The organism is Kitasatospora sp. NPDC001159 (assembly GCF_053598235.1).
On record NZ_JBSFJV010000073.1, the window covers coordinates 26,606 to 38,300 of the forward strand.

11 protein-coding genes and 3 tRNA genes are annotated in these 11,695 nt (G+C 73.1%); 7 read left to right on the top strand and 7 right to left on the bottom strand.

The window, feature by feature from the left end; translation table 11 throughout:
- Positions 1-77: 77 nt before the first annotated feature.
- Positions 78-542, top strand: coding sequence for a MarR family winged helix-turn-helix transcriptional regulator (locus ACWC9T_RS29680; RefSeq protein ID WP_449824124.1), 465 nt, complete (start codon positions 78-80; stop codon positions 540-542).
- A 119-nt stretch (positions 543-661) separates the two neighbouring features.
- Positions 662-2,245 carry an LCP family glycopolymer transferase gene (locus ACWC9T_RS29685; protein WP_449824125.1) on the top strand — a complete coding sequence of 528 codons (1,584 nt, stop codon included), beginning with the start codon at positions 662-664 and terminating at the stop codon, positions 2,243-2,245.
- A 9-nt stretch (positions 2,246-2,254) separates the two neighbouring features.
- Here ACWC9T_RS29685 and ACWC9T_RS29690 read toward each other — a convergent pair whose 3' ends face one another.
- The 5 genes from ACWC9T_RS29690 to ACWC9T_RS29710 form a co-directional block, all read right to left on the bottom strand.
- The gene (locus ACWC9T_RS29690) at positions 2,255-3,178 is read right to left on the bottom strand and encodes a 1-aminocyclopropane-1-carboxylate deaminase/D-cysteine desulfhydrase (RefSeq protein ID WP_449824126.1); all 924 of its coding nucleotides are present in this window, start codon (positions 3,176-3,178) and stop codon (positions 2,255-2,257) included.
- A gap of 93 nt (positions 3,179-3,271) precedes the next feature.
- Positions 3,272-3,940: a GOLPH3/VPS74 family protein gene (locus tag ACWC9T_RS29695; protein ID WP_449824127.1), complete on the bottom strand. Its 669-nt coding sequence runs from the start codon at positions 3,938-3,940 to the stop codon at positions 3,272-3,274.
- A 41-nt stretch (positions 3,941-3,981) separates the two neighbouring features.
- Complete coding sequence (locus ACWC9T_RS29700) at positions 3,982-4,209, bottom strand: hypothetical protein (protein ID WP_449824128.1); 228 nt, start codon at positions 4,207-4,209, stop codon at positions 3,982-3,984.
- Positions 4,210-4,218: 9 nt separating this feature from the next.
- Positions 4,219-5,166: an SPFH domain-containing protein gene (locus ACWC9T_RS29705; protein WP_449824129.1), complete on the bottom strand. Its 948-nt coding sequence runs from the start codon at positions 5,164-5,166 to the stop codon at positions 4,219-4,221.
- A gap of 323 nt (positions 5,167-5,489) precedes the next feature.
- Positions 5,490-5,563, bottom strand: a tRNA-Ile gene (locus tag ACWC9T_RS29710).
- Positions 5,564-5,748: 185 nt separating this feature from the next.
- Between ACWC9T_RS29710 and ACWC9T_RS29715 the strand changes: the two genes are divergently transcribed.
- Both ACWC9T_RS29715 and ACWC9T_RS29720 read left to right on the top strand, forming a co-directional pair.
- Entirely contained in the window at positions 5,749-6,603 is an 855-nt protein-coding gene (locus ACWC9T_RS29715) for a trypsin-like serine peptidase (protein WP_449824130.1), read from the top strand.
- A 174-nt stretch (positions 6,604-6,777) separates the two neighbouring features.
- On the top strand, positions 6,778-7,524 hold the full coding sequence (locus tag ACWC9T_RS29720) for a trypsin-like serine peptidase (RefSeq protein ID WP_449824131.1): 747 nt from the start codon (positions 6,778-6,780) through the stop codon (positions 7,522-7,524).
- Positions 7,525-7,676: 152 nt separating this feature from the next.
- Here the strand turns inward: ACWC9T_RS29720 and ACWC9T_RS29725 are convergent.
- Positions 7,677-7,749: transfer RNA gene (locus tag ACWC9T_RS29725), tRNA-Asn, on the bottom strand.
- A 63-nt stretch (positions 7,750-7,812) separates the two neighbouring features.
- Positions 7,813-7,885, bottom strand: a tRNA-Asn gene (locus tag ACWC9T_RS29730).
- A gap of 242 nt (positions 7,886-8,127) precedes the next feature.
- On the opposite strand from ACWC9T_RS29730, the gene ACWC9T_RS29735 reads away from it, so the two are divergent.
- The 3 genes from ACWC9T_RS29735 (at position 8,128) to ACWC9T_RS29745 (ending at position 11,495) form a co-directional block, all read left to right on the top strand.
- Positions 8,128-8,421 carry a hypothetical protein gene (locus ACWC9T_RS29735; protein WP_449824132.1) on the top strand — a complete coding sequence of 98 codons (294 nt, stop codon included), beginning with the start codon at positions 8,128-8,130 and terminating at the stop codon, positions 8,419-8,421.
- A 126-nt stretch (positions 8,422-8,547) separates the two neighbouring features.
- Positions 8,548-9,984, top strand: a complete 1,437-nt coding sequence (locus ACWC9T_RS29740) for an FGGY family carbohydrate kinase (RefSeq protein ID WP_449824133.1) — start codon at positions 8,548-8,550, stop codon at positions 9,982-9,984.
- Positions 9,985-10,091: 107 nt separating this feature from the next.
- Positions 10,092-11,495 carry a glutamate decarboxylase gene (locus ACWC9T_RS29745; protein ID WP_449824135.1) on the top strand — a complete coding sequence of 468 codons (1,404 nt, stop codon included), beginning with the start codon at positions 10,092-10,094 and terminating at the stop codon, positions 11,493-11,495.
- The last annotated feature ends 200 nt before the right edge of the window (positions 11,496-11,695 follow it).

Sequence of the window (11,695 nt, forward strand, 5' to 3'; positions counted from 1 at the left end):
GGTGAAAGGTTGAGCAACTGAAGTAACGATGGACATGAAAGGTTCACCTTGTCAACTTTTCAGGTAGACTCTGATCCATGGACACTCAGCCGGCCCAGGCCGCCACGCCGCAGTCCGACGAGATCACCCGCGAGGTCGTCGACCTGATGGCCAACCTGGTCGCGCTCTTCCACCGCGAGTACGAGGAGGCCGCGGCCGCCCGCTCGCTCACCGGCGCCCAGGCCAAGGTGCTCGCCCTGCTGCGGCGCGGCCCGCTGCCGATGCGGCACATCGCCCAGACGCTCAGCTGCGAGCCGTCCAACATCACCGGCATCGTCGACCGGCTGGAGGCCCGCGGCTTCGTCACCCGGGAGGCCGACCGGCAGGACCGCCGGGTCAAGCTGGTCGCCGCCACCGACACCGGCGCGGCCGCCTCCGAGGAGCTGCGCGAGTCGCTCAACTTCGCCCGCGAGCCGCTCGCCGCGCTCGGCCCGGAGGAGCGGACGGTGTTGCGCGACCTGCTTCGCCGGATGCTCATCGGCGCCTCCGGCCCCGGAGCGTGAGCAGCATCACAGCCCCGCGGGTCGAATCCCCCGGCCATCGGAGGTAACCGAACAGCCCTCCGGAACGTCTAACGTTCGAACGTCGAACGCGAGATACCTGAAGACGGGGGGCACGGAGGATGAGCAGCAGCACGCGCCGGCGCCGCTACCTGCGGACCGCCATCGGCCTGGCCGCCGTTCTGGTGCTGTCGGTCGTGGGAGCCGGGGCCTGGTTCTACCACCGGCTGGACAGCAACATCACCACCTTCGACGCGGGCGGCGTCGCCACCGAGCGCCCGCCCGCCCCCGTCCCGGCCTCCCCCGGTGCCCAGGTGCCGGTCAACGTGCTGCTGCTGGGCTCGGACACCCGGGACGACGGCAACAACGCGCTGGGCGGCGGCGAGGAAGGCATCGGCAACTCGGACACCGCGATCCTGGTACACATCTACGCCGACCACAAGCACGCCGTCGGCGTCTCGATCCCCCGCGACACCCTGGTCACCGTCCCGTCCTGCAAGCTGGCGGACGGCACCTGGAGCAAGCCACGGACCGACCAGATGTTCAACTCGGCGTTCAGTGTCGGCCTGCTCCCCAAGGGCAACCCGGCCTGCACCCAGAACACCGTGGAGAAGCTCACCGGGCTGCGGGTCGACCACACCGTCGTGGTCGACTTCAAGGGCGCCGCCGCGATGACCGAGGCCATCGGCGGCGTGGAGGCCTGCGTGCCCAACGACGTCAACGAGTACGGCATCCACCTCACGAAGGGGCTGCAGAAGCTCTCCGGGCAGTCCGCGGTGGACTATCTGCGGGCGCGCCACGGCATCGGCGACAACTCCGACATAGGCCGGATGAAGCGCCAGCAGGCCTTCCTCTCCTCGATGATCAAGAAGGTGCAGGGCCAGGGTTTCTCGCTGCCCACCCTGCTCCCGCTGGCGGACGCGGCCACCAAGTCGCTCACCGTGGACGAGGGGCTCGGCACCGCGATGAAGCTGGTGGACTTCGCCCGCTCGGTGCAGGACATCAAGCTCTCCGACGTCACCTTCGTGACCGCCCCCTGGCGCTTCGCCGGGGAGCGGGTGCGGCTGGTCCAGCCGGACGCCGACACCCTGTGGAAGCTGCTGCGGGAGGACCGCACCCTGGACGGCCAGGGCACCGCCGGGACCGGCGCGGCCGCCTCCGCCACCCCGACCGCGAGCCCCACCGCCGACGCGCCGCTCACCCCCGAGCAGGCCGCCGTCCCGATCACCGTGGTCAACGGGGTCGGCACCGCCGGGCTGGCCGGCTCCGGCGCGGAGACGCTCAAGGGCCGCGGCTTCCAGAACGTCGTGCTCGGCGCCAACGACCCCGGCAAGCAGCACACCGAGGTCGGCTACGCCCCGGCGCAGAAGGCCGTCGCCGACCAGATCGCGGCGCTCTTCCCCGGGGCCCGTACGGTCGAGGTGCCGGGCGCCGACTCCCTCACCGTCACCCTGGGCGCCGACTACCACGCGGCCGGCACCCAGCTGAACTCGGTCACCGACGCGTCGGCCACGCCCACTGGCGGCCCGAGCACCGGCCCGAGCACCGGCCCGAGCGCAGGACCGGGCACCGGCCCGAGCGCAGGACCGAGCGCAGGACCGAGCGCAGGACCGGGCACCCTGCCCGGCGGTGTCCCGACCGGCATAGCCGAGAACACCCGGGGCGCCGACACCGACCCGTGTGCCAATCTGACCTTCGGGTCCTGACCCCCGGGACTACTCCGGATCCGGTAGGCCGGTGACCACGGCCGTCAGGCGGGTGCCGCGCGGGAAGGCGCCCGCCCCGGCCAGGTCGGCCAGCGCGGCGAGCAGCTTGGCGACGTAACGGCGCTCCACCGGGATGCCGTGGCGGCGCTCGAACTCCCCGGCGAAGGCGGCCAGTTCGGGCGGGACTTTGCCGTACCCGCCGCCGTGGTGGGCGTGGTCGATCCACCAGTTGTCGAACTCGCGTCCGTACCCGGCCCGGTGCAGCCGGGCGACCTCGGCCTCCAGGTAGCCCTCGCCGCCGCGCAGCACGGCCACCCCGATCGCCCGCGCGCCCGGCGGCAGGCCCGCGGCGATGCCGGCCAGGGTGCCGCCGGTGCCGACCGGGCAGCAGACCACGTCGCGCCCGCCCAGGTCGGGCAGTTCGGCCGGGATGGCGGCCGCGCCGATCGCGGCCAGGGCGTTGGAGCCGCCCTCCGGCAGCACCAGGCAGGGGCCCCAGCGGCGCTGCAGGGCCTCGGGCCCGTACTCCCCCCCGGCCCGGCCGGCGGCCTCCCGGTAGGCGGCCCGGGTGAGGAACTCCAGCCGCATCCCGGCCTGTTCGGCGGCCCGCAGCGACCAGTTGCGCGGTCGTCCGGCCAGCTCCTCACCGCGCACCAGCCCGACGCTCTCCAGCCCGAGCGCCGCGGCGGCGGCCGCGACCGCCCGCAGGTGGGTCGAGTAGGCCCCGCCGAACGTCAGTAGCCGGGTGTGGCCCTGCTCGACGGCGGCGGCCAGGTTGGGCCCGAGCTTGCGCCACTTGTTGCCGGGGACGGTCGGGTGCAGCAGGTCGTCCCGCTTGAGCCGCAGCTCCACCCCGGCCCGGGCGAAGACCCCGTCGGTGCAGTCCACCAGCGGGGTCGGCAGCAGGGCGGGTTCTAGGGCGTGTCCTGGCACCCGGCCAGCTTACGGGCCACCGGCGGCGCGAAGCCCGGCCGCCTGTTCGACGGCCGGGCTCCCGGACGGGCCGCCACCCCCGCGGACGGCCCGTCAGCCCACGGCCGCGCTCTCCGCCGCGTGGCCCGCCATGCGCCAGGCCAGCGCCATCCGGAGCGCCTTCGGGACCGGTCCGGCCGCCGGGGCCAGCTTGGCGATCCGGCCCTTGTACTCCCTGGTGTGCCGGGAGCTCAGCCCCGAGCGCAGCCGGCCGGCGGCGACCAGGGCCGTCAGCGCCGCGTCGGCCGGGTCCACCCGGCTGAGCGGGCTCTTCAGCGCGGCGGTGACGGAGGCCGCCAGCGCCTCGCGCACCTCCGGGTCCTTCAGGATGACCCGGGTGACCGGGATCAGTCCGGCCGCCCGGTGCCGGCGCAGGTCGATCCAGCCGGCCTCCGCCAGGCCCTCCCGGACCCACCGGATCGGCTGGTCGTGCCCGGCGCTCCTGGCGTGGCCGACCCACCAGCTCCAGCCGTGCGGCCGCTTCTCCCGGATCTGCTCCAGCAGCCGGGCGCTGTAGGGGTCCAGGCCCACCGAGGCGGCGGAGTCGCGGACCCGGGCGACCGGCGTCCGGCCGTCCTCGCGCACCAGTCCCCGGCGCAGCAGTTCAGTCAGCGACGCGGCCTGCAGCAGCAGGTTGAGCGAGGAGTGCTGGGTGGTCCGCTCGCGGCGCGGGTCGTAGGCGAGCAGGTAGAGCTTCTCGGGCAGATTGACGGGCAGGTCCATCTCGGTCTCTCCGAAGGGTCTGTGGTGCCCGGCCGCCGCGGTCAGTCCTCGGCGGAACCTCCGTTCTCCGGGCTCTCCTTGGGCGGTCGGCCGCGCCGGGGAAGCCGGGCCGCACCGCTGGGCATCCGGCCGGCCTCGGTGAGGGCGCGGCGGAGCACGAACTCGATCTGCGCGTTGGTGCTGCGCAACTCGTCCGCAGCCCATCTGGCCAGCGCGTCGTGAACTGAAGGGTCCAGTCGCAACAGGATCTTCTTCCGTTCCGTCGCCACGCCGCGCCCTTACTGGTAGAGGGAGCCCGTGTTCACGACGGGCTGGGTGCCCCGGTCGCCGCAGAGCACCACCAGGAGGTTGCTCACCATGGCAGCCTTGCGCTCCTCGTCCAACTCCACCACGTCGCGTTCGGCGAGCCGGTCCAGCGCCTCCTCGACCATACCGACGGCGCCCTCGACGATCAGCCGTCGGGCGGCCACCACGGCCCCGGCCTGCTGGCGCTGGAGCATCACCTGGGCGACCTCGGGCGCGTAGGCGAGCCGGGTGATCCGGGACTCGATGACCCGCACCCCGGCCGAGGCGACCCGGGCGGCGATCTCGGCGGAGAGCTTGCGGGCGACCTCGTCCGCGCCGTCGCGCAGCGACAACTGCCCCTCGTGGTGGGCGTCGTACGGGTAGCTGGTGGCGATGTGCCGGACGGCCGTCTCGGTCTGGATGGCGACGAAGTCGGTGTAGTCGTCCACCTCGAACACGGCCATCGCGGTGTCCTCGACCTGCCAGACCACCACGGCGGCGATCTCGATCGGGTTGCCGTCCGCGTCGTTGACCTTGGTGGTCTCGGTCTCGTGGTTGCGGATCCGCAGGGAGATGTACCGACGGCTGGTGAACGGGTTCACCCAGTTCAGCCCCTCGGCGCGAATGGTCCCCCGGTACGCGCCGAGCAGCTGGACCACCCGGGCCGAGCCGGGCGAGACCACCGTCAGCCCGCACAGCAGCACCAGCGAGGCCAGCGCCAGGACCGGCCCGGCGACCACCAGTGCGATGCCCGAGCCCTTGGTCCCTCCGGACAGTTGGACCCCTCCAGTGATGACGGAGGCGAGCCCGGCGACCAGGCCGAGCAGTGCCCCGCCCAGCACCGGCAGCCCCGGGGCGCCGGCGATGACCCGCTCGGTGGTCTTCGGGACCGGCAGGTCGACGGCAGGGCCGTCCTCTGCGGTGGAACGCGGTGTGGTCATGGGACCGACTCCCCCTGTGCGAATGTGCGCTGCGCGGGTCTCCGCTTCAGCTGTCAAAGTGATATCACTTTTCTCGCGCAGGATGCCAGAGCCGGGACGAAGGCCGTACGAGGGGTTCCTGGGGCGACCGAGGGCCATCACGGGACTCCGGGGCCGATGCCCACGGGCGGGTGAATTCCGGCGCGCCGCCGTCGGAAGAGAGGGGCCGCGTTCTAGACTCTCCGTCGTCACGGGCGGTGAAGCTCCAGCTCAGGAGCCCGCCCGCGGACGGTCGTACGACACTCGTCGGACGGTCGTACGACACTCGTCACGCGTCGCAGAGGTGGGGCGGGTGGGACTCGAACCCACGACCAAGGGATTATGAGTCCCCTGCTCTAACCGGCTGAGCTACCGCCCCGGTTCGCCGCGCGCCGGTGGTCGGCCACGGCAGCAGACGGCCACGCAAAGCCGTCCCGGGCAGCATAGCCGGTCGATCACCCGTGGTGCGCACCGGGGGCGCACCCGGGTGCGCGACGCTGTGCGCCTCTCCGGGCGGCGCACCCCGGCTGGCGCCGAGGGGCCGGTCCAGGGCAGCCTGGGCTGATGACGACGCGTGGGACGGGAGCGGCGGCCGGGGCGCTGCTGCTGGTGCTCGCGACGGCCGGCTGCACCACCGCCACGCGGCCGGGCGGGGTCGCCCCGACCGTTACCTCGGCGCCGCCCTCGGCCTCCGGCTCCCCGAACACCCACGGCTGGAGCAAGCAGCGGCTCAAGGGTGCGATCGGCACGCGCACCGGGGTCACCCGCACCGCCAAGCCCACCGTGCTGAACGGCCTGGTCGGCGCGGTGTTCACCCGCAACGCGGACGGCGACCACTTCTGCACCGCCAGCGTGGTGGACAGCGCCGGGCTCAACCTCATCGTCACCGCCGCCCACTGCGTCTGGGACCCGAAGCTCGGCCAGCGCAGCGACCTGGTCTTCGCCCCCGGCTACCGCAGCGGCGACACCCCCAGCGGTGTCTGGCCGCTGCTGTCGGTCACCGTGGACGACCGCTGGAAGGACAAGGCCGACCCGGACATGGACGTCGCCTTCGCGGTCGTCCAGGCCCAGAACGGACGGCAGGTGCAGCAAGTGCTCGGCGCCAACAAACTGGGCGCCAACCGCGGCTACCAGCTCCCGGTCCGGGTCACCGGCTACCCGGGCAGCAGCGACGTCCCGATCACCTGCGCCAACACCACCTCCGAGCAGAGCCCCACCCAGCTGCGGATCGACTGCCCCGACTACACCGGCGGCACCAGCGGCAGCCCCTGGGTGACCGACTTCGACCCGAGCACCAGGACCGGCACCGTGGTCGGCGTGATCGGCGGCTACCAGGAGGGCGGCAACAGCCCGGACACCTCGTACAGCAGCTACTTCGGCGACCGGGTCCAGGCGCTCTACGACCGGGCCACCGGCTGAACGGACGCCGGGTCCCGTCCGGCGGGCCTTGTCGGATCAGGCAAGGACCCGCCGGACCGGACCGGAATCGAACACCCGGTGGTGGCGCCGCCGGGCACGGCCTGGTAGATCTTCCTCACGAACGGCGGAACGCACGGCCCGGATGCCCGCCCCGAGGAACGAGACGGAGCCCGGATGGCCCCCCGCCCGGTACCGCCCGCGCGTGCGGCCACAGCGGCCGCGCTGGCCGCCCTGCTGCTTGCCGCCGGCACCGCGTGCGGTGGACCGGACAAGCCTCCGAACGCCGAGGTCGCCCAGCCGAGCCCGGCCCGCGACCGGATCGGCACCCTGTCCATCCACACCGCTCAGGGCCCCCGGACGTGCACCGCGAGCGTGGTGCGCAGCCCCCGGCACAATCTGCTGGTCACCGCGGCGCACTGCGTGCAGAACCAGCGGGTCGGCCTGCTGGACGGCCTGGTGTTCACCCCCGGCTACCGAAACGGCTACACCCCGTACGGGACTTGGCCGGTGCAGTCGATCACCGTGGACCCGCGCTGGGCCCAGGAAGACGACCCGGACTTCGACGTGGCCTTCCTCACGGTCAGCCCGGTCGGCGGCAAGCAGATCGAGGACGCCGTCGGCGGCAACCCGCTCGGGACCGGCCAGGGCGTCGGGCTGGCCGTCTCGGTGACCGGCTACCCAAACGAGAGCGACGAGCCGATCACCTGCGCGGTGAAGACCCGCTCGCAGAGCTCCACCCAGGAGCGCTTCGACTGCGGCGGCTACACCGACGGCACCAGCGGCAGCCCGTGGGTGACCGAGAGCGGCACGGTGGTCGGCGTGATCGGCGGCTACCAGGAGGGCGGCGACAGCCCGGGCACCTCGTACAGCATCACCTTCGACCAGCGGGTCGCCGACCTCTACCGGAAGGCGACCACCTGAGCCGGGCACCCCTGGCCGGCCGGGCCGGGCGCCCCTGGCCGGGGGTGACGGCCGGGGGTGACGGACGCAACACCGGACCGGGACAACACGAAGGCCCCCCGGTCATCCGAGGGGCCTTCGCTCTGAGCAGTCACCGGGCGGACCCGGTGCAGCTCCCGCAATTGGACTCGAACCAATAACCTGCCGGTTAACAGCCGGCTGCTCTGCCAATTGAGCTATGCGGGATCGCGATACTCGACTTCCGTACCACGTACAGGATGCGGACTCCCTGGAGAGCCTCCTCCTGAGCTCCCCCAATTGGACTCGAACCAATAACCTGCCGATTAACAGTCGGCTGCTCTGCCAATTGAGCTATGGGGGATCGGCTTCCGCTTCGGCTCCCGTTTCCCGGGCTCCTCAGCGCTCGCTGCGGGACATACATTAGCGCACTCGGGGGGGTGGTCCGCCAATCGCTTTCCCCGGCCACCCCGGACCGCCGTCCCGGCGCGCCCCCCGCGCGCCCGCGACGACCTCCGGGAGATGCTGGGGGCGCGGACGGTTCGCCGTCCCGACCAACGGGTAGGGCAATGCGGCAGAAGGCCGCCAGGAGAGGGTGGATCCGTCATGTGGAAGCTGTCGTTGGCCGCGGGTTTCGCGGCCGGCTACGTCCTGGGCTCGCGGGCCGGGCGCCAGCGCTACGAGCAGATCGCCAAGGTCACCCGGCAGATCGCCCAGAGCCCCGCAGTGCGGGGGGCGACCGAGCGGGCCCGGCAGCAGGCCTGCGCGGTCACCGGGAAGGCCGCCGGCGCGGTCGCGGACCGGGTCGGGGACCGACTGCCGAACGTGGTCACCGACCGGGTGCCGTACTTCAACCGCTCCCGGGCGGAGGACGACAGCTGGGGCACCTTCCGCCCGTGACGGGGCGGTGGTGCGGGAGTCCGAAGACAGGCCCCGGGAGAAGAAGGCCCGAACCCGGGGTTCCGAACCGGCAACGGCTCACCCGGCCCGGACGCGTCCCGGGCCGGGCTGAGGCATGATCTCGACATGGCCATCGTCGCGGGGATAGACAGCTCGACCAACCGCACCCGGATCGTCGCGTGCGACACCGACACCGGCGCCGTCCTGCGATCCGGAAAGGCGCCGCATCCCGTCCCCGAGGACCAGGATCTCCGCGCGGGCGAGGCCGACCCGCAGGTCTGGCTGCACTCGCTCGGCGACGCCGCGGCCGGCGGCCTGCTGGAGGGTGTCCGGGCGATCGGCGTCAGCGCGCAGCAGCACGGCATGATCGGCCTGGACGCGGGCGGGGTGCAGGTGCGACCCGCGATCCTGTGGCACGACCCGCGCTCCGGCGGCGCCGCCGCCGAACTGCTGGACGCCCTCGGCGGCCCGGCCGCCTGGACCGCCGCGATCGGCGCGGTGCCCAGCCCGGCGTACACCATCGCCAAGCTGCGCTGGCTGGCCGAGTTCGAGCCCGCCAACGCCCGCCGGGTCGCCGAGGTACTCCTGCCGCACGACTGGCTGGTCTGGCAGCTGCTCGGCCACCCCAAGCGCCGCACCACCGACCGGGGCGACGCCTCCGGCACCGGCTACTGGTCCCCGATCACCGGCGAGTACCGGCAGGACCTGGTGGGGCTGGCGCTCGGCCACGAGCTCAAGCTGCCCGACGTGCTCGGCCCCGCCGAGCCGGCCGGGCACACCCCCGAGGGCCTGCTGATCTCGGCCGGCACCGGCGACAACATGGCCGCCGCGCTGGGCCTGGGTCTCGGCCCGGGCGACGCGGTGGTCTCGCTCGGCAGCGCCGGGACGATCTTCGCGGTGCACGAGGAGGCCGTGGTGGACGCCTCCGGCCTGGTCTCCTCCTTCGCCGACGCCAGCGGCCGCCACCTGCCGATGGTCGCCACCCTGAACGCCGCCCAGGTGCTGCGCTCCACCGCCGCCATGCTGGGCACGGACCTCGACGGGCTGAGCGACCTCGCCCTGCACTCCTCCCCCGGCGCCTACGGACTGGTGCTGCTGCCCTACCTGGACGGCGAGCGCACCCCCGCGCTGCCGCACGCGGCCGGCACCCTGACCGGCCTGCGGGCCCAGGCGATGACCCCTCAGCACCTGGCCCGGGCCGCCGTCGAAGGCATGCTCTGCAACATCGCCGACGCACTGGACGTGCTGCGCGCCCGGGGCGTGGGGATCAAGCGGGTGTTCCTGCTCGGCACGGCCGGCCGGCTGCCCGCCGTGCGGCGCACCGCCCCGATGCTGTTCGGCGTCCCGGTCGTGGTGCCCCCGCCGGGCGCCCACGCCGCCTGCGGCGCCGCCCGGCAGGCCGCCTGGGCGCTGGCGGGCACCCCGGAGCCCCCGGAGTGGGAGCTGCCGGACGCCGAGACGGTCGAGCCGGAAGGCGAACAGGACCTCGCGATCGGCTCGGCGGTGCGCCAGCAGTACCGCGCCGCCCGCGACCAGATCCACCCGGAGGCCGCGTCGTCCTAGGACATCCGGGAGGAGGCCTGAAACCGCCGCTGCAGATGCGTCACCCGGCGGCCGGTGACAGCGTGGGCCGGGACACGACCACCGACGTGAAGGGCGGCAGCATCCCCATGGCCTTGCACAAGGGCACCGGCAGCGACCGCCGGCTGAACGTCAGTCCGTTCCTGGGCATCACCGACCCGCTCGGCGCGATGGAGCTCGCCCCGCCCGTCCACCGGCTCGGCGACAGCGCGGTCGCGGCCGACACCGCGTACCAGCTGGTCCACGACGAGCTGATGCTGGACGGCAGCGCCAAGCTCAACCTGGCGACCTTCGTCACCACCTCGATGGAGGTGCAGGCCACCCGGCTGATGACCGAGTGCCTGGACAAGAACATGATCGACAAGGACGAGTACCCGCAGACCGCCGAGCTGGAGCGGCGCTGCGTGGCCATCCTCGCCGACCTCTGGCACGCCCCCGACCCGGACACCGCCGTCGGCTGCTCCACCACCGGCTCCAGCGAGGCCTGCATGCTCGCCGGGATGGCCCTCAAGCGCCGCTGGATGCGCCGCAACCCCGAGCGCTACGCGGCCGGGGCCCGGCCCAACCTGGTGATGGGCGTCAACGTCCAGGTGTGCTGGGAGAAGTTCTGCAACTTCTGGGAGGTCGAGGCCCGCACCGCCCCCATGGACGGCGAGCGCTTCCACCTCGGCCCCGAGCAGGCGGTCGCGCTGTGCGACGAGAACACCATCGGCGTGGTCGGGGTCCTCGGCTCCACCTTCGACGGGTCGTACGAGCCGATCGCGGAGATCTGCGCGGCCCTGGACGAGCTCCAGGAGCGCACCGGCCTGGACATCCCGGTGCACGTGGACGGCGCCTCCGGCGGCATGGTGGCGCCCTTCCTCGACCCGGAGCTGGTCTGGGACTTCCGGCTGCCCCGGGTGGCCTCGATCAACACCTCCGGGCACAAGTACGGCCTGGTCTACCCGGGCGTCGGCTGGGCGCTGTGGCGGGACAACGAGTCGCTGCCGGAGGAGCTGGTCTTCCGGGTCAACTACCTGGGCGGCGAGATGCCGACCTTCGCGCTCAACTTCTCCCGGCCCGGCGCTCAGGTGGCGGCGCAGTACTACATCTTCCTGCGGCTCGGCCGGGAGGGCTTCAAGGCGGTCCAGGGCGCCAGCCGGGACGTCGCCGTCTACCTGGCCGGGGAGATCGGGAAACTGGGCTGCTTCCGGCTGCTGACCCACGGCGACCAGCTCCCGGTGTTCGCGTTCACCACCACCGAGGACGTGCCCTTCGACGTCTTCGACGTCTCGCGGCGGCTGCGCGAGCGCGGCTGGCAGATGCCCGCGTACACCTTCCCCGCGAACCGGGAGGACCTCTCAGTACTCCGGGTGGTCTGCCGCAACGGCTTCTCCCGGGACCTCGCCGACCTGCTGCTGGCCGACCTCAACCGGCTGCTGCCGGAGCTGAAGCGCCAGCCCGCCCCGCTCCAGGAACTCGGGGTGCCGGTCCGCGCCGGCTTCCACCACTAGCTTCGACACCGGTCTCCGGCACCGGTGGGGCCGCGGTGGGAGGGCGCGGGGAAGCGCCCTCCCACCGGGGGTCCCGGCGGTCGGGGCAGCCTCCCCCCGCGAGGCCGATGCTGCTGAGCGCCCTCTTCACCAACCCCGCATTCAAGTGGGACATCGTCGGGCAATACCTGTTCCACGACAGCATCGTGCACGGCATGGTC